General features: G+C 53.1%; 22 protein-coding genes and 2 pseudogenes. 14 read left to right on the top strand and 10 right to left on the bottom strand.

What is annotated here, in order from left to right; all coding sequences use genetic code 11:
- Nucleotides 1-110 precede the first annotated feature (110 nt).
- The 6 genes and pseudogenes from gatZ to B9P82_RS18355 all read left to right on the top strand — a co-directional run bounded on the left by gatZ (nt 111) and on the right by B9P82_RS18355 (nt 5,525).
- Complete coding sequence (gene gatZ / locus B9P82_RS18380; protein ID WP_016154646.1) at nt 111-1,382, top strand: tagatose-bisphosphate aldolase subunit GatZ; 1,272 nt, start codon at nt 111-113, stop codon at nt 1,380-1,382.
- 14 nt (nt 1,383-1,396) lie between these two features.
- Nucleotides 1,397-1,860 (top strand): annotated as a pseudogene (gene gatA / locus B9P82_RS18375) (PTS galactitol transporter subunit IIA).
- A 29-nt stretch (nt 1,861-1,889) separates the two neighbouring features.
- Entirely contained in the window at nt 1,890-2,174 is a 285-nt protein-coding gene (gatB, locus tag B9P82_RS18370; protein ID WP_003828616.1) for a PTS galactitol transporter subunit IIB, read from the top strand.
- A 4-nt stretch (nt 2,175-2,178) separates the two neighbouring features.
- Entirely contained in the window at nt 2,179-3,552 is a 1,374-nt protein-coding gene (locus B9P82_RS18365; protein ID WP_016154648.1) for a galactitol-specific PTS transporter subunit IIC, read from the top strand.
- A gap of 44 nt (nt 3,553-3,596) precedes the next feature.
- Nucleotides 3,597-4,640 (top strand): galactitol-1-phosphate 5-dehydrogenase, encoded by a 1,044-nt coding sequence (gene gatD / locus B9P82_RS18360; protein WP_101700725.1) that lies wholly within the window; start codon nt 3,597-3,599, stop codon nt 4,638-4,640.
- 111 nt (nt 4,641-4,751) lie between these two features.
- Nucleotides 4,752-5,525, top strand: coding sequence for a DeoR/GlpR family DNA-binding transcription regulator (locus tag B9P82_RS18355; protein WP_003828620.1), 774 nt, complete (start codon nt 4,752-4,754; stop codon nt 5,523-5,525).
- On the opposite strand, the gene B9P82_RS18350 is transcribed toward B9P82_RS18355, so the two are convergent.
- Both B9P82_RS18350 and rsmI read right to left on the bottom strand, forming a co-directional pair.
- Entirely contained in the window at nt 5,522-6,547 is a 1,026-nt protein-coding gene (locus B9P82_RS18350; protein ID WP_101700724.1) for a Fic family protein, read from the bottom strand. The genes B9P82_RS18355 and B9P82_RS18350 overlap by 4 nt on opposite strands.
- A gap of 2 nt (nt 6,548-6,549) precedes the next feature.
- Nucleotides 6,550-7,413 carry a 16S rRNA (cytidine(1402)-2'-O)-methyltransferase gene (gene rsmI / locus B9P82_RS18345; RefSeq protein ID WP_016154652.1) on the bottom strand — a complete coding sequence of 288 codons (864 nt, stop codon included), beginning with the start codon at nt 7,411-7,413 and terminating at the stop codon, nt 6,550-6,552.
- A gap of 63 nt (nt 7,414-7,476) precedes the next feature.
- On the opposite strand from rsmI, the gene B9P82_RS18340 reads away from it, so the two are divergent.
- The 4 genes from B9P82_RS18340 to dolP are packed head-to-tail and all read left to right on the top strand — an operon-like array spanning nt 7,477 to nt 11,091.
- Entirely contained in the window at nt 7,477-9,528 is a 2,052-nt protein-coding gene (locus B9P82_RS18340) for a penicillin-binding protein activator (protein WP_101700723.1), read from the top strand.
- Entirely contained in the window at nt 9,486-9,881 is a 396-nt protein-coding gene (locus tag B9P82_RS18335; protein WP_019077774.1) for a YraN family protein, read from the top strand. The genes B9P82_RS18340 and B9P82_RS18335 overlap by 43 nt, the downstream gene beginning before the upstream one ends.
- 34 nt (nt 9,882-9,915) lie before the next feature.
- Nucleotides 9,916-10,506 (top strand): DnaA initiator-associating protein DiaA, encoded by a 591-nt coding sequence (gene diaA, locus B9P82_RS18330; protein WP_003024948.1) that lies wholly within the window; start codon nt 9,916-9,918, stop codon nt 10,504-10,506.
- A gap of 9 nt (nt 10,507-10,515) precedes the next feature.
- Nucleotides 10,516-11,091, top strand: a complete 576-nt coding sequence (gene dolP, locus B9P82_RS18325) for a division/outer membrane stress-associated lipid-binding lipoprotein (protein WP_003024954.1) — start codon at nt 10,516-10,518, stop codon at nt 11,089-11,091.
- Between the two features lie 50 nt (nt 11,092-11,141).
- On the opposite strand, the gene B9P82_RS18320 is transcribed toward dolP, so the two are convergent.
- Nucleotides 11,142-11,777 (bottom strand): NAD(P)H-binding protein, encoded by a 636-nt coding sequence (locus B9P82_RS18320; protein WP_016154656.1) that lies wholly within the window; start codon nt 11,775-11,777, stop codon nt 11,142-11,144.
- A 37-nt stretch (nt 11,778-11,814) separates the two neighbouring features.
- The gene (locus B9P82_RS18315) at nt 11,815-12,243 is read right to left on the bottom strand and encodes a YhbP family protein (RefSeq protein WP_016157562.1); all 429 of its coding nucleotides are present in this window, start codon (nt 12,241-12,243) and stop codon (nt 11,815-11,817) included.
- A gap of 43 nt (nt 12,244-12,286) precedes the next feature.
- Between B9P82_RS18315 and B9P82_RS18310 the strand changes: the two are divergent.
- A pseudogene (locus tag B9P82_RS18310) lies at nt 12,287-12,596 on the top strand (GIY-YIG nuclease family protein).
- Here B9P82_RS18310 and B9P82_RS18305 read toward each other — a convergent pair.
- Together B9P82_RS18305 and B9P82_RS18300 are read right to left on the bottom strand one after the other, a co-directional pair.
- Complete coding sequence (locus tag B9P82_RS18305; protein ID WP_016157563.1) at nt 12,583-13,086, bottom strand: GNAT family N-acetyltransferase; 504 nt, start codon at nt 13,084-13,086, stop codon at nt 12,583-12,585. The pseudogene B9P82_RS18310 and the gene B9P82_RS18305 sit on opposite strands and share 14 nt — an antisense overlap.
- A complete protein-coding gene (locus tag B9P82_RS18300; protein WP_016154660.1) occupies nt 13,080-13,604 on the bottom strand; it encodes a ubiquinone anaerobic biosynthesis accessory factor UbiT in 525 nt (174 codons plus the stop codon). The genes B9P82_RS18305 and B9P82_RS18300 overlap by 7 nt, the downstream gene beginning before the upstream one ends.
- 219 nt (nt 13,605-13,823) lie before the next feature.
- Between B9P82_RS18300 and B9P82_RS18295 the strand changes: the two genes are divergently transcribed.
- The 3 genes from B9P82_RS18295 (at nt 13,824) to B9P82_RS18285 (ending at nt 16,794) form a co-directional block, all read left to right on the top strand.
- Nucleotides 13,824-14,819: a ubiquinone anaerobic biosynthesis protein UbiU gene (locus B9P82_RS18295; protein WP_016154661.1), complete on the top strand. Its 996-nt coding sequence runs from the start codon at nt 13,824-13,826 to the stop codon at nt 14,817-14,819.
- Nucleotides 14,820-14,827: 8 nt separating this feature from the next.
- Nucleotides 14,828-15,706 carry a U32 family peptidase gene (locus B9P82_RS18290; protein ID WP_049270845.1) on the top strand — a complete coding sequence of 293 codons (879 nt, stop codon included), beginning with the start codon at nt 14,828-14,830 and terminating at the stop codon, nt 15,704-15,706.
- A gap of 80 nt (nt 15,707-15,786) precedes the next feature.
- Nucleotides 15,787-16,794, top strand: a complete 1,008-nt coding sequence (locus B9P82_RS18285; protein WP_016154663.1) for a luciferase-like monooxygenase — start codon at nt 15,787-15,789, stop codon at nt 16,792-16,794.
- 89 nt (nt 16,795-16,883) lie between these two features.
- Here B9P82_RS18285 and mtr read toward each other — a convergent pair whose 3' ends face one another.
- From mtr to nlpI, 4 genes are all read right to left on the bottom strand, one after another.
- Nucleotides 16,884-18,128, bottom strand: a complete 1,245-nt coding sequence (gene mtr, locus B9P82_RS18280; RefSeq protein ID WP_016154664.1) for a tryptophan permease — start codon at nt 18,126-18,128, stop codon at nt 16,884-16,886.
- Between the two features lie 153 nt (nt 18,129-18,281).
- Nucleotides 18,282-20,213 carry a DEAD/DEAH family ATP-dependent RNA helicase gene (locus tag B9P82_RS18275; protein WP_047413955.1) on the bottom strand — a complete coding sequence of 644 codons (1,932 nt, stop codon included), beginning with the start codon at nt 20,211-20,213 and terminating at the stop codon, nt 18,282-18,284.
- Nucleotides 20,206-20,286 (bottom strand): protein YrbN, encoded by an 81-nt coding sequence (gene yrbN / locus B9P82_RS28295; protein WP_010723222.1) that lies wholly within the window; start codon nt 20,284-20,286, stop codon nt 20,206-20,208. Before yrbN ends, B9P82_RS18275 begins: the two co-directional genes overlap by 8 nt.
- Nucleotides 20,287-20,392: 106 nt before the next feature.
- On the bottom strand, nt 20,393-21,277 hold the full coding sequence (gene nlpI / locus B9P82_RS18270) for a lipoprotein NlpI (RefSeq protein WP_003024982.1): 885 nt from the start codon (nt 21,275-21,277) through the stop codon (nt 20,393-20,395).
- Nucleotides 21,278-21,289 lie beyond the last annotated feature (12 nt).

Raw genomic sequence — 21,289 nt, 5'->3', positions numbered from 1 at the left:
ATGAATTCTGGCAAAGGTCTGTTTTAAAGCTGGATCACGAAAGCTGCTTTTACCCTTTGCCTTCAATCCAAAAATATTATGAAGATAAACAAAAGATATCGGAGATAGAAGTGAAAGAAATAATCTCTCGTCATAAAGCAGGTGAACATTTAGGTATTTGTTCTGTTTGTTCAGCACATCCGTTGGTCATTGAATCCGCATTACGCTTTGATCTCAATACGGACAGTAAAGTTCTGATCGAAGCAACGTCTAATCAGGTTAATCAGTTTGGTGGCTATACCGGGATGAAACCCGCCGATTTCCGTGATTTTGTCTATGGCATCGCACAAGAAATTGGCTTCCCTCGAGAAAGACTGATCCTGGGGGGCGATCACCTCGGCCCTAACTGCTGGCAAAATGAAGTAGCGGCAGAAGCGATGGAGAAATCCGTAGCCTTGATTAAAGCTTACGTCGCCGCAGGATTCAGCAAAATCCATCTTGATGCTTCAATGTCCTGCGCTGACGATCCGACACCGCTAGACCCGATGGTTGTTGCTCAGCGAGCAGCCATACTTTGCCAGGCAGCAGAATCAACAGCAACCGAAGAACAGAAACGCCAACTGACTTACGTGATTGGCACTGAAGTTCCCGTACCTGGTGGAGAAGCCACCACCATCGGTAGCGTTCATGTCACACGTGAAGAAGATGCCGCCCGGACACTGGAAACCCATCAGGTTGCCTTCAGTGCATTAGGGCTTGAAGAAGCGTTAACGCGCGTAATCGCCATTGTGGTCCAGCCCGGCGTCGAATTCGATCACACTCAAATTATTCACTATCAGCCACAAGCTGCAAAAGCGCTTTCCGCCTGGATCAAAGAGACCCCAATGGTCTACGAAGCGCATTCCACAGATTATCAAACCCGCCAGGCATACCGTGCGCTGGTACGCGATCACTATGCGATTTTGAAAGTGGGTCCAGCACTCACCTTCGCTCTGCGTGAAGCTATTTTTGCCCTTGCGCAAATGGAAAATGAACTGGTATCTCCGGAGCAAAGAAGCCGGGTATTGGAAGTGATTGACGAAGTTATGTTGAATGAACCGGACTACTGGAAAAAATACTATCGCCCAACCTGGAGTCAGGCGATGGTTGATATTCACTTCAGTCTCTCCGACCGTATTCGTTACTACTGGCCGCATCCCCGCATTCGTCAAAGCGTAGAGAAATTAATAACCAATCTTAATGACGTCGCTTTACCACTGGGGCTAATTAGCCAGTTTATGCCCGTGCAATTTGAGCGTCTGTCTGAAGGAACGTTAACCGCGACGCCACACAATCTGATTATCGACAAAATTCAGGACGTTCTGCGCGCCTATCGCTTTGGTTGCGCACCAGCACTTGCCTGAAATCAGGAGAATATATGAGCCAACTTTTTGTCCGAACAGGAATTAACTTTAGCTCGTGTCAGCATGCGCTGACACATATTGGGGAGGAGATGCTGGCCAAAGGGGTCGTGCACGAAAGTTACCCGCAGGCCCTGATTGAGCGTGAAGCAACCTTTCCAACTGGAATAGCGCTGGAACGTCATCCGTTGCGATTCCACATTGTGAAGCTGTCCATGCTAAATCTCCTGCTATCTATCTGATTCGCCCGGATACACCGGTCAACTTTCAACAAGCGGATGATGATGAAGAGATCGCCGTCTCTTTAATTATCGCCTTAATCGTTGAGAACCCGACGGCACAACTGAAGCTCCTGCGTCGTCTGTTTAGTGAGCTACAAAACCCGAACACCATTGAAGCATTACTGAATGCGCCCGATGCAGAACTGGCAATGCTCTTTCGGGAAAAAATCCTTGAGTCTGAGCTCTGTGCCCAGATTTGATAAAAAACTGATAATAAAAGGAATACCCTATGAAACGTAAAGTAATTGTGGCCTGTGGCGGTGCTGTAGCAACTTCAACAATGGCTGCGGAAGAAATTAAAGAACTCTGTGAAGCCAACAATATACAACTCGACCTGGTTCAGTGTCGTGTAACAGAAATCGAAACCTATATGGACGGCGCAGACCTCATTTGTACCACGGCTCGCGTTGACCGTACATTTGGCGATATCCCGGTGGTTCACGGCATGCCTTTTGTCTCAGGCGTGGGTATCGAAGCATTGCAGCAAAAAATCCTGACCATCCTCGTGGGGTAACGCCATGTTTAGCGAAATAATGCGTTATATCCTCGATTTAGGTCCAACGGTTATGCTGCCGTTAGTGATCATCATCTTCTCAAAATTGCTGGGAATGAAGCTCGGGGATTGTTTCAAATCTGGTCTGCATATCGGGATTGGGTTTGTCGGCATCGGCCTGGTAATCGGCCTGATGCTGGACTCTATTGGACCTGCCGCAAAAGCAATGGCAGAACAGTTTCAAATTAACCTGCACGTCATCGATGTCGGCTGGCCTGGTTCATCACCGATGACCTGGGCTTCGCAAATTGCGTTAATTGCGATTCCTGTCGCCATTGGGGTGAATATCCTGATGCTGGTTACCCGCATGACCCGTGTGGTGAATGTCGACATCTGGAATATCTGGCATATGACGTTTACCGGCGCCATGTTGCATCTGGCGACCGGTTCATACTGGTTGGGCATCCTCGGTGTGGTTGTTCATGCCGCCTTCGTCTACAAACTGGGCGACTGGTTTGCCAAAGACACGCGCGACTTTTTTGGCCTGGAAGGCATCGCCATTCCACATGGTTCCTCGGCATATCTGGGCCCGATAGCGGTCCTGGTTGATACGATCATTGAAAAAATCCCAGGTCTGAACCGCATTCATTTCAGTGCGGATGATGTACAAAAACGCTTCGGCCCCTTCGGCGAGCCCGTCACCGTCGGTTTTGTGATGGGGTTAGTGATCGGCATGCTGGCAGGGTATGACGTTAAAGCTGTGCTCCAACTGGCGGTTAAAACAGCTGCCGTTATGTTGCTCATGCCGCGCGTCATTAAACCGATTATGGATGGACTCACTCCCATTGCAAAGCATGCTCGCAAGCGCCTGCAGGCAAAATTTGGTGGCCAGGAGTTCTTGATTGGCCTGGATCCTGCGCTACTGCTCGGCCATACGTCAGTGGTTTCCGCCAGTCTTATCTTTATCCCGCTGACCATTCTGATTGCCGTTCTGGTACCAGGAAACCAGGTTCTGCCATTCGGCGATCTCGCGACCATTGGTTTCTTTGTCGCCATGGCGGTAGCCGTTCATCAGGGAAACCTTTTCCGCACGCTGATCTCCGGCGTCATCATCATGGGTATCACCCTGTGGATAGCCACGCAAACCATTGGTTTACATACCCAGCTAGCCGCCAATGCGGGCGCATTGAAAGCCGGTGGCATGGTGGCTTCAATGGACCAGGGCGGTTCCCCAATCACCTGGCTGCTAATCCAGCTCTTCACCTGGCAGAACGTGGTGGGTTTCATCATTATCGGTGCTATTTACCTGTTGGGTGTACTGCTGACCTGGCGTCGGGCGCGTAATTTCGTGGCGGCTGAAAAAGCGGCAGCCATAACAGAAAGCCAGACCGCATCTTAATTTCTGGGGAGCATTTGCTCCCCTTCACTTTTCTGGAGACACTTATGAAATCAGTGGTTATTCACGCTGAGGGCGACGTACGCGTTGAAGAACGTCCCATACCACAACTGCAAACTGATGAAGATGTACTGGTCAAGGTGGTCAGTTCAGGGCTTTGCGGCTCAGATATTCCCCGAGTCTTCAATCATGGCGCTCACTATTATCCAATCACACTTGGGCATGAGTTCAGTGGCTATGTTGAGTCTTACGGCGCGGGCGTAACCGATCTACAACCCGGAGATGCCGTTGCCTGCGTACCGTTGCTCCCCTGCTTCCACTGTCCTCAGTGCGAGCGTGGATATTTCTCATTGTGTAAGCAATATCAGTTTGTCGGATCGCGCAGCGAAGGCGGCAATGCAGAATATGTGGTGGTAAAACGCGCCAACCTGTTCCGCCTGCCTTCAGAAATGCCGATTGATGATGGCGCATTCATTGAGCCCATTACCGTTGGCCTGCATGCTTTTCACCTCGCTCAGGGATGCGAAGGCAAAAACGTGATCATCGCTGGTGCAGGTACTATCGGTTTACTGGCAATGCAATGTGCTCGCGAACTCGGCGCAAAAAGCATCACGGCGATTGATATCAACCCGCAGAAGCTGGCGTTAGCAAAAGAACTGGGGGCAACCTATGTGTTTAACAGTCGGGAGATGAGTGCGATCGAGATCTACTCCAGTCTGGAGAACATTCAATTTGACCAACTCATCCTGGAGACTGCGGGAACCCCACAAACTGTTACTCTGTCGATCGAAATTGCCGGACCTCGCGCTCAACTGGCATTAGTCGGTACGCTGCATCACGATCTGGCGCTAGCTTCAGGTGTTTTTGGGCAAATATTGCGTAAAGAGTTAACCATCCTTGGCAGTTGGATGAACTATTCCAGCCCATGGCCTGGAGAAGAGTGGGAAACCGCTGCCCGTTTACTCACGGAGAAACGCTTACAGCTTGAGCCGTTAATTGCCCACAGTGGTGATGCCGACAGCTTTGCCAGCGCAGTCAAGTCACTCAATGGCGCGCCGATGCAGGGGAAAATTCTGCTCAAACTCTCCTGACCCAACGAGCCAGCAACCTGCGCTGGCTCACATTTACTTTCGAAATTTAGCGTTCACCTTTCGCAATCCTTCGATTAAACTAGTGGCAGTCAAATTATCAGGCAAATCAATATGAACTCATTTGAGAGAAGGAATAAAATTGTCGACCTGATTAATACGCAGGGTAGCGTACTGGTAATGGATCTTTCGAATACCTTTGGTATTTCTGAAGTAACCATTCGCGCCGACCTGCGGTTATTAGAAGAGAAGGGTCTGGTCACCCGTTTTCATGGCGGTGCGGCAAAACCAGGAAGCCATCTGGCTGAAGGTGACAATCAGGAAGTATTATTAGAAGATCGGTATCAGCTTGCCAGCGATCCCAAAAAGCGGATCGCTCAGGCTGCAACGGCAATGGTCGAGGAAGGAATGACCGTGATTCTGGATAGCGGAAGCACGACCTTACTGATCGCTGAGGCGCTAAACCGAAAAAGTAATATCACAGTTATTACCAATAGCCTGCCCGCTGCGTTTACGTTATCGGAAAACAAAGACATTACGCTGGTCGTCTGCGGCGGCACGGTGCGTCACAAAACTCATTCAATGCATGGCACTATCGCTGAACGTTCCCTTCAAGGGATAAGCGCAGACCTGATGTTCGTTGGCGCCGACGGGATTGATGCCACTAATGGTATAACGACATTCAACGAAGGCTATTCGATTAGTAGCGTGATGGCTGCTGCGGCACATAAGGTTATTGCCGTACTGGATGCAACAAAATTTAACCGACGAGGTTTTAATCAGGTACTTCCAATGGAGAAGATTAACTGCGTAATAACCGACGACAGTATCAGCAAACAGGATAAATCAGCGCTGGCCAAAACAGGGGTTGAACTGCTGGTCGTTTAAATTACCCTCCATAGCCCCCCTTTCGTCGCGCCAACGCGTTGCAGTTTGCCTTTTAGCTGCAACGCTTTCAGATAGCGTTCTACAGTTCGGGCTGAGATTTCACACTCATCAGCGATACTTTTGGCGGATCTGCCTGGCTGATTCGACAAGATTTGTAGTATGCGTTTTTCAATATCCAGTAAATCAGGCGACATTTCTTCCGACATTTCTTCCGACATTTCTTCCGACATTTCTTCCGACATTTCTTCCGACAGGGCTGATGATTTCCCCAATCCCTCTTGCAAAGCAAAGATGATGTTTTCAAGGATAAATTCTATAAATGGCGTGCAGCTACTTTGCCGATCGCACTGCCCTAACACCTGGTAGTAGCGATCCTGTTGGTAGTGGATCAGTGTCTCTACTGGTAACCACGCCAATTCCGATCGCCACTCACGGAGGATTAATGTCTGCCACAACCGGCCCATCCGTCCATTGCCGTCGGCAAAAGGATGAATGAATTCAAATTCATAATGGAAAATAGCACCAGCAATCAGTGGGTGGAGCTCTGTCGTTTTTAACCAGCCCAGTAGGTCATTCATCAATCGAAGAACTTGTGACGCCGGTGGGGCCATATGGATAAGCTGTTTCTCCCTGTAAACACCGACATTGCCGGATCGCAATTGACCCGGGTTATCGACAAGCCCCATCATCAGGATTTGATGTGCCTGTAAAAGATCGGAGAGTCTTTCACTTTTCCACTCTGACATTTTTTCATAGGCCAGAATCGCATTTCTGACTTCCTGTATATCTTTAGCCGGAGCCAGAATACGTTTCCCCTCCATCAGAGCGGTGACTTGTTCCGTAGTCAACGAATTATGCTCAATCGCTAAAGAAGCCTGAATAGTACGAATACGATTCTCTTTGCGCAAAAGAGGAGATGCCCTACCAGCCATCGCCGCCCAATTTCCCATCAACTCCCCAATTTCAATGACTTGATTGAGGATCAATGGAGTGATGACGAAAGGTGGTTGGTAGGTGCTCACTGTTACTCCCCCTGCTGTTCCAGCGCGTACTTATACAGCGCATTCTTCTTCACGCCGTGGATCTCAGCGGCCAGTGCGGCGGCCTTTTTCAGCGGCAGCTCTGCCTGCAATAAGGCCAACGTACGCAGCGCATCAGCCGGAAGGTCGTCTTCTTGCGCTTTGTGTCCTTCGACAATCAGCACCATTTCGCCTTTACGACGGTTTTCATCTTCCTTGACCCACGCCAGCAGTTCGCCGACCGGCGCACCGTGAATGGTTTCCCAGGTTTTGGTCAACTCACGCGCCAACACCACGTAGCGGGATTCGCCCCAGACGGCAACCATGTCTTCCAGGCTATCCAGCAAACGGTGGGTGGATTCATAAAAAATAAGCGTACGCGGTTCAGCCTCAATGGCTTTCATCGCATCACGACGCCCTTTCGATTTGGCAGGCAGAAAACCTTCATAGCAAAAGCGGTCTGAAGGCAGACCTGCAGCGCTCAGGGCAGCAATCGCCGCGCAAGGGCCTGGCAGGGGAACAACGCGGATCCCTGCTTCGCGACAGGTCCGTACCAGATGGTAACCAGGATCGTTAATCAGCGGCGTTCCGGCATCAGAAACCAGCGCAATGTTTTGCCCTTCTTTAAGCTTCGCCACCAGCGTTTCGGCCTTTTGCTGCTCGTTGTGATCATGTAAAGCGAACAAACGCGCGTTAATCGCGAAGTGTTGTAACAAGAGTCCTGTATGACGAGTGTCTTCAGCGGCAATCAAATCAACGGCTTGTAAAACTTCGAGCGCTCGTTGGGTAATATCAGCCAAATTTCCTATAGGAGTAGGTACAATAAAGAGTTGGCCTTGAGAATTATCCGCCGATTCGTGTTGTTTCATTGTGTCGTCCGTATTGCCGATTTAATATTGAGCATTGAGTAAAAAAATATCACTGGATACAGTATGGTACCCTCAACATTTTCTCGTTTGAAAGCCGCACGCGCGCTACCAGTCATTCTGGCTGCACTGATTTTCGCAGGCTGTGGCACCCAGGCGCCAGACCAGAGTGCAGCCCATATGCAGGGCACTGCGCAGGCTGATTCCGGCTTTTATCTGCAACAAATGCAGCAAAGCTCAGATGATAGCAAGACCAACTGGCAATTACTCGCCATTCGTGCACTGCTGAAAGAAGGCAAGAGCCAGCAGGCTATCGAGCTGTTCAACCAGCTACCACAGAAGCTAAGCGATACCCAGCGTCGTGAGCAGTCACTGCTGGCCGTCGAAATTAAGCTCGCGCAGAAAGATGTCGCTGGCGCACAGGCCCTGCTGGATAAGCTAACCCCCGCCGATTTTGATCAAAACCAGCAGGCGAGATACTGGCAGGCGCAAATCGACGTCAACCAGGGTCGTCCATCGCTGACGCTACTGCGCGCCCTGATCGCCCAGGAACCGCTGCTGGCCGCGAACGCTAAGCAGAAAAACATGGATGCCACCTGGCAGGCGCTGTCATCCATGACCCAGGAGCAAGCGCAGACGCTGGTCATCAATGCGGATGAAAACGTGCTGCAAGGCTGGTTAGATCTCCAGCGCGTCTGGTTCGATAACCGTAACGATCCAGACATGATGAAAGCCGGTATTGCTGACTGGCAGAAACGTTATCCACAAAACCCGGGGGCAAAACTGTTGCCAACGCAGTTGGTTAACGTGCAGAGCTTTAAACCCGCTTCCACCAGCAAAATTGCTCTGCTGCTGCCGCTGAACGGTCAGGCCGCTGTATTTGGCCGTACTATTCAGCAAGGCTTTGAAGCTGCGAAAAATATGGGTACTCAACCCGTAGCGGACCCTGCTGTTGCCGCGCCTGCTGCGGATACAGCGGCTGCGACGACCACGGAACAGCCGCAAACGACTGACGGTGTTGCCAGCCCGGCTCAGGCGTCAGTAAGCGATCTGACCAACGAGACGCCAGCACAGCCAGAAGCTACAGCCCCACAGCCAACAGCGCCTGCGCAGCCAACAACCGCCAGCGCACCAGCGAATCCGTCCGCGGAGCTGAAAATCTACGACACGTCATCACAGCCGCTGAATCAGATCCTGACTCAGGTTCAGCAGGATGGCGCCAGCATCGTGGTTGGCCCACTGTTGAAGAACAATGTTGAAGAGCTGATGAAAAGCAACACGCCATTAAACGTCCTGGCGCTTAATCAGCCGGAGTCGGTGAAAAACCTGCCGAACGTCTGCTACTTCGCTCTGTCGCCAGAAGATGAAGCGCGCGACGCAGCACGCCACATTCGCGATCAAGGAAAACAGACGCCGCTGTTGTTGATCCCGCGGAGTTCGTTAGGCGATCGCGTTGCCAACGCCTTTGCACAGGAGTGGCAAAAACTGGGTGGCGGCGTGGTGCTGCAGCAGAAGTTCGGCTCCACCGCTGAGCTGAAAATGGGCGTCAACGGCGGCTCGGGGATTTCCCTGACGGGCAGCCCGGTCGCCTCTTCTGTACCCGCGCAGCCTGGCGTGACGATTGGCGGTCTGACCATCCCGGCAGCGCCTACCGATGCGCAAATCACCGGCGGCAGCGGTCGTGTTGATGCCGTATATATTCTGGCAACGCCGGAAGAAATTGCATTTATAAAGCCGATGATCGCCATGCGCAACGGTAGCCAGAGCGGTGCCACGCTGTACGCCAGCTCCCGTAGCGCGCAGGGAACTGCCGGCCCGGATTTCCGTCTGGAGATGGAAGGCTTGCAGTACAGCGAAATTCCGATGCTGGCAGGCGCTAACGCACCTCTCATGCAGCAGGCGCTGGGCGCGGTTCGTAACGACTACTCGCTGGCACGTATGTACGCGATGGGCGTCGATGCCTGGTCGCTTGCCAACCACTTCTCGCAAATGCGTCAGGTGCAGGGTTTCGAAATTAACGGCAACACCGGAGCCTTAACCGCAACGCAGGATTGTGTGATTAACAGGAAGTTATCATGGCTCAAATACCAGCAAGGACAAGTCGTCCCCGCCAGTTAACGAGTAAACAGACCGGTGACGCGTGGGAATCCACCGCGCGTGACTGGCTGCAGAGCAAGGGACTGCATTTTATCGCCGCCAACGTGCATGAGCGTGGCGGCGAAATCGACCTGATAATGCGTGAAGGCAACACCACCGTATTTGTTGAGGTTCGCTATCGGCGCTCAGCCCAGTTTGGCGGTGCAGCGGCGAGTGTGACCCGGAGCAAACAACACAAATTATTACAGACTGCCCGCTTGTGGCTTGCGCGCCACAATGGAAGTTTTGATACTGTGGATTGCCGGTTCGATGTGTTAGCCTTCACCGGAAATGATGTTGAGTGGTTTAAGGACGCGTTCAACGACCGCTCATAGTTGAAGATTCAGAGCCTGGTTCTTAAGGATTAGCGTGTTAGATAGAATTAAAGTCTGCTTTACAGAAAGCATTCAAACTCAGATAGCTGCGGCTGAAGCACTTCCGGATGCGATCTCCCGTGCAGCCATGACGCTGGTTCAGTCCCTGCTCAATGGCAACAAAATTCTCTGTTGTGGTAATGGGACGTCCGCTGCCAACGCACAGCATTTTGCTGCCAGCATGATCAATCGTTTTGAAACAGAGCGCCCAAGTTTACCTGCGATTGCACTAAATACTGATAATGTGGTCTTAACTGCGATTGCCAACGATCGCCTGCACGACGAAGTTTATGCAAAACAAGTCCGTGCGCTGGGACATGCAGGTGATGTTCTGCTGGCAATCTCTACGCGTGGTAATAGCCGCGATATCGTAAAAGCCGTTGAAGCTGCCGTGACACGCGACATGACAATTGTCGCACTGACCGGGTATGACGGAGGGGAGCTGGCCGGGTTACTGGGGCCGCAGGATGTTGAAATCCGTATCCCTTCACACCACAGCGCCCGCGTTCAGGAAATGCATATGCTGACGGTCAACTGCCTTTGCGATCTCATCGATAACACGCTTTTCCCTCACCAGGATGATTAAGGAGTACACATGAAGGCATTTTCGCCGCTTGCTGTGATTATCGCTGCCCTGCTACTGCAAGGCTGTGTCGCTGCCGCCGTTGTCGGAACTGCTGCTGTCGGCACCAAAGCCGCGACGGATCCTCGCAGTGTAGGCACCCAGGTAGATGACGGAACCCTGGAATTACGCGTCAATACCGCGTTGTCGAAAGATGCCCAGATCAAGAAAGAGGCGCGTATCAACGTGAGCGCGTATCAGGGTAAAGTGCTGCTGGTCGGTCAGTCGCCAAATAGCGAACTGTCTGCGCGAGCAAAACAGATTGCGATGGGCGTAGAAGGTACCACTGAGGTCTTTAACGAGATCCGTCAGGGTCAGCCAATCGGCCTGGGCGATGCGTCTAACGATACCTGGATAACCACTAAAGTACGTTCCCAGTTGCTGACCAGCGATCAGGTGAAATCCTCTAACGTGAAAGTCACCACCGAAAACGGGGAAGTGTTCCTGTTGGGTCTGGTAACTGAACGTGAAGCGAAGGCTGCGGCAGACATCGCCAGCCGGGTAAGCGGCGTGAAACGCGTCACTACGGCTTTTACGTTTATTAAGTAAGACAAGCTACAAATGCCGGATGGCGACGCCAGAGCGTCCTCTCCGGCATTTTATTTGGCTCTTTCGCGCAGTTCGGAAGAGGTCAGGATCGAAACGCCTTCATGTCCAGGCGCCAGTGCCTCCGCCAGCATAGCCCGGGCTACATCACGCGCCTCAATCGACTTCCAGTTCCCCGGCAGCAGCCGAAATAACGGCGCTAAAAACCTCTCATTCGCCCGCTGTTTATCCCGTTCTCCGAGTAACATTGAAGGCCGAACAATCGTCAGCCGCGGCCAATTTTGCGCGATCAGGGCCTGCTCCATTTCCCCTTTCACCCGGTTATAAAAAAACGGTGAATTGGCATTGGCACCCATCGAACTGACCACCAGCATATGCTGAGCGCCCAATCGACGCCCCGTCAGGGCCGTGTCTACCACCAGCGTATAGTCAGCATGGATAAACGCTTCTTTGCTACCCGCTTCACGCCGGGTGGTTCCCAGACAACAAAAGACAATATCTACCGGATCGGTGACCTGCGCCAGCGCATCGGTTAGCTGCGGATCATAGGGATTATAGACGCCAGCCGTATCAGCCAGCGGTCGACGCGTCGGTGCCGTGATGGCATTGACCCGGGGTTCATTGAGCAGCATACGCAGCAAATTTCCGCCTACCAGCCCCGTTGCGCCTGTTATTAATACCTGACTCATCGCTAATCTTCCCCTGACTCTTTAATCACTCTATTAACTATAGATCACGTTGCCAGTGCATTTTTTTGCCAAAGCCCAGCGTGTTGTCCGTGAATTTGACTTCATCCAGTCGAATCTCCCATACGGGCGCTGGCAGCATTCTGGCGACCGGGAAACGGCGGTTGTAGGCGTTACGCGCGGCTTCACTCTCCTGCCCTTCAAGACGCCGGATTTCCCCTTTAAACTGTACGCCACGAATCAGGGCGACCGTTTTGGGCTGACCATTTACCGTGCCGGCAATCGGCGCGCGCGGCCCGGACATCTGCGCATGGCGCGTTTTCTCTTCGGTCAGCACATAGAACACCATCTTCTGCGCATCAAACAGGTAAAACGCATTGGCGCACCATAATTCACCGTCATGATGTACACACCAGGTCACGACGTGCTGCTTTGCCAGCCAGCGGGTCACCGCAGTCAGTGTTTCCATTTCTGTTCTCTTTTATACTGTAGGCCTGAAAATTATCACGTCGATGGTGACAATGACACCCTGGTATCTGTACCTGATCCGTACTGCGGACAACGCCTTATACACCGGAATAACCACCGATGTGCAGCGCCGCTATAAGCAGCATCAAAGTGGGAAAGGCGCGAAGGCGCTGCGCGGAAAGGGGGAACTCACGTTGGCATTTGCGGCTCAGGTCGGCGACCGTTCGCTGGCCCTGCGCTTAGAATATCGCGTCAAACAGCTTACAAAGCGGCAGAAAGAGCGCCTTGTTGAAGGCGAAGGGCTTGAGGCACTACTGAGCAGCCTGCAAACCCCCGGCGCTTAAAAACGATTGAAGTAGTCGTGGTATTCCACAAGGCCCGTCACACCCTCCAGCGCATCGTCCGCCAGGCGATGAACCTGGAACGCGCTTTCGGTGCCCGGCCAGCGGCAACGCAGGTCATGATGGGCAGCCAGCTCAAAACCAAAGCGGCTGTACAGCGCCGGATCGCCCAGCGTAACCACCGCGGCGTAACCAAACTCGTTCAGGGAATCGAGTCCTTCATAGACCAGCTGACGCGCCAGGCCCTGCCCACGGTAGTTTTCATCCACCGCGAGCGGCGCCATGCCTACCCATTGCAGGTCTTCGCCCTGGACATCGACAGGGCTGAACGCGACGTAACCCACTACCTGACCTTCGTCATCGGTAGCAACCAGACCCAGCGTTATGAAACCGTCTTCACGCAGGTCGTGCACTAATTTCGCTTCCGCATCGCTCTCAAATGAACGACGCAGCAATGCATCAATACCTGGGGCATCAATGGGAATTTCAACTCGAATCAGCATGGCTCACCTACCGAAGTCTGTTTGGTTTCTGGCGACGTTTTCATTCCCGCCTCAACAAAATCCGCCAACTGCATCAGCATGACGCGCAACGCTTTAGGCATCTGATCCAGTTCGATGGCGTCCATCAGATTTTTAACATACAGCCCTAATTCTGTATCACCTTCAATCACCAGGCGACGCTGGAAGAACAGCGTATCCGGATCCTGCTTACGCGCCGCGATCATCAGGAGATCGCTGGCATCCGCGCTAAAACTCACATCCGCCTCTGCATTCTGGCTGACGATAAGTTTATCGTTCTCAACAGAGGTATACCATTTAAGGCCAATGTCACGCACATGAATGCTCAGCCAGCGACCGTCGAGAAACTCCAGCTCCCCATCGGCCAGCGCCTGACTAAACTGCCAGCTCAGGACCTGCTCCAGAACCTGGCGCTTCAGCGCAAAGGGCGTCAGTTTAACCGGTACACTCATCAGAGAAGGACCAAAATGTACTAAGCGTGAACGCAGTTTATCCAACACGAGCTTTACTCCCTGTTTCAATTATCCTGCTATTTTGCCATATCAAATAAACGACATAGCGGCATAAATCAACAATTCGCTACGAAATTGTTACCTCTTATTGGTATCACCAATACGACTTTAACTGCCTCAAATCAAAAATTGTCTCAGCAAGGTTAACTAAAATCCCTCTTCGTTAACATTTCTGCGCCCTTTACGGCGCAACGTTCAGGATAAATTATGGAGCTGCTCTGCCCTGCCGGAAACCTCCCGGCGCTTAAGGCGGCCATCGAGAACGGCGCTGATGCGGTCTACATCGGGCTGAAAGATGATACCAACGCCCGTCATTTCGCCGGCCTTAATTTTACCGAGAAAAAATTGCAGGAAGCGGTGAGTTTTGTCCATCAGCACCGCCGTAAGCTGCACATCGCGATTAACACCTTTGCGCATCCGGATGGTTACGCGCGCTGGCAACGTGCCGTAGATATGGCGGCGCAACTGGGTGCGGATGCGCTGATCCTCGCCGACCTCGCCATGCTTGAGTATGCCGCAGAGCGCTACCCGCATATTGAGCGTCATGTCTCTGTTCAGGCATCCGCAACCAATGAAGAGGCGATTAATTTCTATCATCGCAACTTTGATGTCGCCCGCGTGGTACTGCCGCGCGTACTGTCTATTCACCAGGTGAAGCAACTCGCTCGCGTCACGCCAGTTCCCCTGGAAGTGTTCGCCTTTGGCAGTCTGTGCATTATGGCGGAAGGCCGCTGCTATCTTTCATCCTATCTGACGGGCGAGTCTCCTAATACGGTTGGCGCTTGCTCCCCTGCCCGTTTTGTTCGCTGGCAGCAGACCCAACAAGGGCTGGAATCCCGTCTTAATGAAGTGCTGATCGACCGTTATCAGGACGGAGAAAACGCCGGTTATCCGACGCTGTGTAAAGGCCGCTATCTGGTTGATGGCGAGCGCTATCATGCGCTGGAAGAACCCACCAGCCTGAATACGCTGGAGCTGCTGCCAGAACTGCTGGCGGCCAATATTGCCTCGGTGAAAATCGAAGGGCGTCAGCGTAGCCCGGCCTACGTCAGCCAGGTGGCGAAAGTGTGGCGCCAGGCGATCGACCGCTGTATGGCCGACCCGCAAAACTACGCCCCACAGGCCGCGTGGATGGAAACGCTCGGTTCAATGTCCGAAGGCACGCAGACCACGCTTGGCGCGTATCACCGTAAATGGCAGTGAGAGAAGCAATGAAATATTCCTTAGGGCCGGTGCTGTGGTACTGGCCGAAAGAAACGCTGGAAGATTTTTATCAGCAGGCAGCCACCAGCCAGGCCGACGTTATCTATCTTGGCGAAGCGGTGTGCAGTAAACGCCGCGCTACCAAAGTAGGCGACTGGATCGATATGGCGAAATCGCTCGCTGGCAGCGGTAAACAGGTGGTGCTGTCAACGCTGGCGCTGGTGCAGGCCTCCTCTGAGCTGGGAGAACTGAAGCGCTATGTCGAAAACGGCGACTTCCTGTTGGAAGCCAGCGATCTCGGCGTGGTAAACATGTGCGCCGAGCGTAAGCTGCCGTTTGTCGCCGGGCATGCACTCAACTGCTACAACGCGGTAACCCTGCGTTTGTTGCTCAGGCAGGGCATGGTGCGCTGGTGTATGCCGGTAGAACTGTCCCGTGACTGGCTGGTCAATCTGCTCAACCAGTGTGAAGAGCTGGGTATTCGCAATCAGTTTGAAGTTGAGGTACTGAGCTACGGGCATCTGCCGTTGGCGTACTCTGCCCGCTGCTTTACCGCACGCTCTGAAGACCGTCCAAAAGACGAGTGTGAAACCTGCTGCATCAAATACCCGAATGGGCGCGATGTGCTGTCGCAGGAGAATCAGCAGGTCTTTGTCCTCAACGGCATCCAGACCATGAGCGGCTATGTTTACAACCTCGGCAACGAGCTGACGTCGATGCAAGGCCTGGTTGATATTGTGCGTCTGTCCCCTTCAGGCAACGACACGTTCGCCATGCTTGATGCCTTCCGCGCCAATGAAAATGGCACTGCCCCATTGCCGCTTGCTGCCCACAGCGACTGCAACGGCTACTGGAAACGGCTGGCAGGTCTTGAACTACAGCCGTGATTAATAGCTCACTTTGTTAACAACATTCGCTAATCTTTAATGCAGTATTAAAAGATTAACCGGTAACAAAGTGAGCCGTTATGACTGACAAAACTATTCCGTTCTCGGTGCTGGATCTGGCGCCGATCCCTGAAGGATCTTCGGCAAAAGAGGCCTTCACACACTCGCTTGATCTCGCTCGACTGGCCGAAAAGCGCGGCTACCACCGCTACTGGCTGGCAGAACATCACAATATGACCGGCATCGCCAGCGCGGCGACCTCTGTGCTGATTGGCTATCTGGCGGCCAATACCACCACGCTGCATCTTGGTTCTGGCGGCGTTATGCTGCCCAACCATTCGCCGCTGGTGATCGCCGAGCAGTTCGGTACCCTGAATACGCTGTATCCGGGACGAATCGATCTCGGGCTTGGCCGCGCGCCGGGTAGCGACCAACCGACCATGCGCGCGTTGCGCCGCCATATGAGTGGTGATATCGATAACTTCCCGCGCGACGTAGCTGAACTGGTGGACTGGTTCGACGCCCGCGATCCTAATCCCCATGTACGCCCGGTTCCCGGCTACGGCGAGCAGATCCCGGTCTGGTTATTAGGCTCCAGTCTGTACAGCGCACAGCTGGCAGCCCAGCTCGGCCTACCATTTGCCTTCGCCTCCCACTTTGCTCCGGATATGTTGCATCAGGCGCTGCATCTGTATCGCACCCAGTTCAAGCCCTCAGCGCGTCTGGCAAAGCCGTATGCGATGGTGTGCATCAACATCATTGCCGCCGACAGCAACCGCGATGCCGAATTTCTTTTCACCTCAATGCAGCAGGCGTTTGTGAAACTACGTCGTGGCGAAACCGGCCAGCTACCGCCACCAGTAGAGAATATGCATCAGCTGTGGTCCGCTTCTGAGCAGTACGGCGTACAACAGGCGCTGAGCATGTCGCTGGTTGGTGATAAGGCGAAAGTGCGACACGGTCTCGACGCCATTTTGCGTGAAACCCAGGCCGATGAAATTATGGTTAACGGCCAGATTTTTGATCATCAGGCACGTCTACATTCGTTTGACCTGGCGATGCAGGTGAAAGAAGAGTTGGTGGGGTAATCGTTGTTTTGCCCGGTGGCATTTGGCTTACCGGGCCTACGAGATCGTATAGGCCGGATTAGGCGCAACCGCCATCCGGCACTAAAAGGTTACTGGTACACAGGCAACAAATTCACGCTCGACAGAATATGGATAACCGCGTTGCCGATACCGAATACCAGGATCAGCGCAATCATCGGCTTGCCGCCCCAGACACGGAATTTCGGGCTGCCGAAACGCTCGCGAGATTTACGGGCCAGCAGCGCCGGAACAATGGCGGCCCAGATGGTCGCGGCAAGCCCTGCATAGCCAATGGCGTACAGGAAACCGTTCGGCCACAGCAGGCCACCGACAATCGGCGGGACAAACGTCAGCAATGCCGTTTTAAAACGTCCCATTGCCGAGTCATCAAAGCCAAACAGATCCGCCAAATAGTCAAACAGACCGAGCGTGACGCCGAGGAATGAACTCGCCACCGCAAAGTTGGAGAACACCACCAGCAGCAGATCCAGACTGCGGCTGTTCAGCACGCCGCTCAGCGCCTGTACCAGCACATCAATGTTACCGCCCTGCTGCGCAATACCGATAAATTCCGGACGCGGGATGTTACCCATCGTCCCCAGCAACCATACGGTATACAGCACCAGCGCCAGCAGCGTGCCGTACACCAGGCACTTAACGATGGTCTTCGGATCTTTGCCGTAATACTTCATCAGGCTCGGGACGTTGCCGTGATAGCCGAATGAGGCCAGGCAGAACGGTAACGTCATCAGCAGGTACGGCGTATACGAAGCGTTGCTCTGCGCCACGTTAAACAGCGTCGTGGGCGTAACATGCCCCAGCAGACTGCCGAAGGTCAGGAAAAAAGTAATCACCTTCGCGCCCAGCACAATCGCCGTCATGCGGCTAACCGCTTTGGTGCTTAACCACACCACGAACGCCACCAGCAGCGCAAAACCAAGACCCGCCGCACGCGCCGGAACGTTCAGCGACATCTCCGAGAAGGTGTGATGCAGGATCGAACCACTCGCCGAGATATACGCATAGGTAAGGATATAGAGAACGAAAGCAATCGAGATGCCGTTCACAACGTTCCAGCCTTTGCCCAGCAGATCTTTCGTGATGGTGTCAAAGCTGGAACCAATGCGGTAATTGAGGTTAGCTTCAAGGATCATCAGTCCGGAGTGCAGCATGCAAAACCAGGTGAAGATCAGCGCCGCCATTGACCAGAAGAACCACGCCCCGGACATGACCACTGGCAGAGAAAACATCCCTGCGCCAATAATGGTGCCGCCGATGATCACCACGCCGCCAAGCAGCGAAGGTGACGTTTGGGTGGTGGTTAGTGTTGCCATTTAGCCATCTCTCCAGTCATTTATATTGTGACTACATTTCAATGTGCTGCACTGTACCAGTACACGAGTACAAATGAAATAAAAAAAGCCCCGATTGTTGAGATCGGGGCTGTATATTTTACTTTACGGTATTAAACCGTAATTTCGCATGGATTACGCATCACCACCGAAACGACGACGACCAGCGGAATCATCACGACGCGGAGCAGAAGAATCGTCACGACGCGGACCGCGGTTGCCTTCACGACGTTCGCCGCTGAAACGACGACCTTCGCTACGACCGCCTTCACGACGCTCACCGCTGAAACCACGACCTTCGCCACGACCACCTTCACGACGCTCACCGCTGAAACGGCCACCGCCACGACGCTCACCACCGGTGTGCGGAACTGCATCGCCAACCAGCTGCATGTTCATCGGCTTGTTCAGGATGCGAGTACGGGTAAAGTGCTGCAGCACGTCGCCCGGCATACCTTTCGGCAGCTCGATGGTAGAGTGGGAAGCAAACAGCTTGATGTTACCGATGTAACGGCTGCTGATATCGCCTTCGTTAGCAATCGCACCAACGATATGACGGACTTCAACACCGTCATCACGGCCCACTTCAATGCGGTACAGCTGCATATCGCCAACGTCACGACGTTCACGACGCGGACGGTCTTCACCACCACGCTCATTACGGTCACCACGCGGGCCACGATCGTTGCGGTCACGCGGACCACGATCGTCACGGTCGCGGAATTCGCGTTTCGGACGCATCGGCGCATCTGGCGGCAGGATCAGCGGGCGTTCGCCCTGAGCCATTTTCAGCAGTGCGGCTGCCAGCGTTTCGATATCCAGTTCTTCTTCCGGCTGCATTTTCGCCAGCAGAGCACGGTACTGATCCAGATCGCTGCTTTCCAGCTGCTGCTGTACTTTAGCGGCGAATTTTTCCAGACGGCGTTTGCCCAGCAGGTCTGCGTTCGGCAGTTCTACTTCCGGAATAGTCAGCTTCATGGTGCGTTCGATGTTACGCAGCAGACGACGCTCACGGTTCTCAACGAACAGCAGCGCGCGACCCGCACGGCCCGCACGACCGGTACGGCCGATACGGTGAACGTAAGATTCGGAATCCATCGGGATGTCGTAGTTAACAACCAGGCTGATACGCTCAACGTCCAGGCCACGGGCCGCAACGTCGGTAGCAATCAGAATATCCAGACGGCCATCTTTCAGACGCTCCAGAGTCTGCTCACGCAGGGACTGATTCATGTCGCCGTTCAGTGCAGCGCTGCTATAACCGCTACGCTCCAGCGCTTCTGCCACTTCCAGGGTCGCATTTTTGGTACGAACGAAGATAATCGCCGCATCAAAGTCTTCTGCTTCCAGGAAACGCACCAGCGCTTCATTTTTACGCATGCCCCAGACGGTCCAGTAGCTCTGGCTGATGTCAGGACGGGTAGTTACGCTGGACTGAATGCGTACTTCCTGCGGCTCTTTCATAAAGCGGCGGGTAATACGACGAATCGCTTCCGGCATAGTCGCGGAGAACAGAGCGGTCTGATGACCTTCCGGGATCTGCGCCATGATGGTTTCAACGTCTTCGATGAAGCCCATACGCAGCATTTCATCAGCTTCGTCCAGTACCAGACCGCTCAGTTTGGAGAGGTCCAGAGTACCGCGCTTCAGGTGGTCCAGCAGACGGCCCGGCGTACCGACAACGATCTGTGGTCCCTGACGCAGGGCACGTAATTGCACGTCATAACGTTGGCCGCCGTACAGGGCAACCACGTTCACGCCGCGCATGTGTTTAGAAAAATCCGTCATGGCTTCTGCAACCTGAACCGCCAGTTCGCGGGTCGGTGCCAGCACCAGAATCTGAGGTGCCTTCAGCTCAGGATCAAGATTGTTGAGCAGCGGTAAAGAGAACGCTGCAGTTTTGCCGCTACCCGTCTGGGCCATACCCAGAACATCGCGGCCGCCCAGCAGATGCGGAATGCACTCTGCCTGGATTGGAGATGGTTTTTCGTAACCCAGATCGGTAAGGGCTTCAAGGATAGGAGCCTTCAGGCCCAGATCTGCAAAAGTGGTTTCGAATTCAGCCATGTAGTACGTGTGCCTCAAAATTAATGGCGGCCAGTCTACATAACTCATCATGAAATTGATCTGCAATTTTCATTGAAAAGTGTGAACCGGCTCAAAGTAGGTGTATTAACGAACAACAACGCCCTCACCCGTGAAGGTGATGGCAATCAAAAAAGATTACGGGCTGATGTGTACGTCAGCTATTGCTGGTCCGATTCTGCCAGGTCATCTTGGTCCTGGCCCAGGAGCGATAATTCCAACAATGCGTATCGGTGCTCAACAAAGTTATGAACGTTGTTAGCCACCGCCAGTTTGAACAATGCCGTAGCGTTGTCCAAATCCCCCAGACTTAGGTAGTACTTACCTAAATAGAAGTTGGTTTCACTGAGATGCTCAGCGAGCGAGGTGTTATCCGTTGCGTCCGCCTTTAGGCGTTCCATCAGCGTTGCTTCGCTAATGTTGCCCAGGTAGAACTCGACAATGTTCCATCCCCATTGCTCTTTATCCGATTTCTCAAAGCGTTGCTTTAACGCTTCTTTAGCCTGCTTCTCATCGAGCTTCTGCTCGGCGAGATAAAGCCACAGACTACGGAAAGGATCATTGGGATCGTCTTGATAAAACGCTAGCAGATCATCTTGCGCTAACTTGTCGCGACCGCCGTAATACAATGCGATACCGCGATTTAAGTGCGCGTAGTTGTAAGTTGGATCAAGCTCAAGTACAGAATCAAACGCTTCATAGGCAGCATCAAAATTGCCTGCCTGCGTTAAATATATACCTAAGTAATTGAATACTTCAGGCATATCTGGTCGGATTGCCAGCGCTTGTGAAAAATCATTTCGCGCCAGTGCCCTCAGACCGAGACTATCATACAACACTCCGCGCTCATATAAAAGCTGTGCGCGTTCGTCATCGGTTAAAGCCCGACTGGCAAGAATTTGTTCCATACGTGCCAGAATCACTTCCTGCTGCAAAGTCGGTTGCAATGGTACTGCGAGGACTTCACTCTTACGCCAGGCGGAATTACTACATCCAGCCAGCGTGAGTGCTGTCGCAACGAAACACCAGCGCAAAAAAGGCTTCATTTCCCACTCCCG

Source organism: Citrobacter sp. L55, from assembly GCF_002850715.1.
Lineage (GTDB): Bacteria > Pseudomonadota > Gammaproteobacteria > Enterobacterales > Enterobacteriaceae > Citrobacter > Citrobacter braakii.
This window is presented reverse-complemented; position numbering and strand designations above follow the sequence as displayed.

What these genes read in the sequence shown, in the direction of transcription:
- B9P82_RS18285 (WP_016154663.1), top strand. Translation starts at nt 15,787, where the DNA reads ATGACTGACAAAACTATTCCGTTCTCGGTGCTGGATCTGGCGCCGATC.
- B9P82_RS18305 (WP_016157563.1), bottom strand. Translation starts at nt 13,086, where the DNA reads ATGCTGATTCGAGTTGAAATTCCCATTGATGCCCCAGGTATTGATGCA.
- dolP (WP_003024954.1), top strand. Translation starts at nt 10,516, where the DNA reads ATGAAGGCATTTTCGCCGCTTGCTGTGATTATCGCTGCCCTGCTACTG.
- B9P82_RS18365 (WP_016154648.1), top strand. Translation starts at nt 2,179, where the DNA reads ATGTTTAGCGAAATAATGCGTTATATCCTCGATTTAGGTCCAACGGTT.
- B9P82_RS18295 (WP_016154661.1), top strand. Translation starts at nt 13,824, where the DNA reads ATGGAGCTGCTCTGCCCTGCCGGAAACCTCCCGGCGCTTAAGGCGGCC.
- B9P82_RS18275 (WP_047413955.1), bottom strand. Translation starts at nt 20,213, where the DNA reads ATGGCTGAATTCGAAACCACTTTTGCAGATCTGGGCCTGAAGGCTCCT.
- B9P82_RS18315 (WP_016157562.1), bottom strand. Translation starts at nt 12,243, where the DNA reads ATGGAAACACTGACTGCGGTGACCCGCTGGCTGGCAAAGCAGCACGTC.
- mtr (WP_016154664.1), bottom strand. Translation starts at nt 18,128, where the DNA reads ATGGCAACACTAACCACCACCCAAACGTCACCTTCGCTGCTTGGCGGC.
- B9P82_RS18320 (WP_016154656.1), bottom strand. Translation starts at nt 11,777, where the DNA reads ATGAGTCAGGTATTAATAACAGGCGCAACGGGGCTGGTAGGCGGAAAT.
- yrbN (WP_010723222.1), bottom strand. Translation starts at nt 20,286, where the DNA reads ATGAAAATTGCAGATCAATTTCATGATGAGTTATGTAGACTGGCCGCC.
- B9P82_RS18290 (WP_049270845.1), top strand. Translation starts at nt 14,828, where the DNA reads ATGAAATATTCCTTAGGGCCGGTGCTGTGGTACTGGCCGAAAGAAACG.
- gatD (WP_101700725.1), top strand. Translation starts at nt 3,597, where the DNA reads ATGAAATCAGTGGTTATTCACGCTGAGGGCGACGTACGCGTTGAAGAA.
- gatB (WP_003828616.1), top strand. Translation starts at nt 1,890, where the DNA reads ATGAAACGTAAAGTAATTGTGGCCTGTGGCGGTGCTGTAGCAACTTCA.
- rsmI (WP_016154652.1), bottom strand. Translation starts at nt 7,413, where the DNA reads ATGAAACAACACGAATCGGCGGATAATTCTCAAGGCCAACTCTTTATT.
- B9P82_RS18335 (WP_019077774.1), top strand. Translation starts at nt 9,486, where the DNA reads ATGGCTCAAATACCAGCAAGGACAAGTCGTCCCCGCCAGTTAACGAGT.
- B9P82_RS18355 (WP_003828620.1), top strand. Translation starts at nt 4,752, where the DNA reads ATGAACTCATTTGAGAGAAGGAATAAAATTGTCGACCTGATTAATACG.
- nlpI (WP_003024982.1), bottom strand. Translation starts at nt 21,277, where the DNA reads ATGAAGCCTTTTTTGCGCTGGTGTTTCGTTGCGACAGCACTCACGCTG.
- B9P82_RS18340 (WP_101700723.1), top strand. Translation starts at nt 7,477, where the DNA reads ATGGTACCCTCAACATTTTCTCGTTTGAAAGCCGCACGCGCGCTACCA.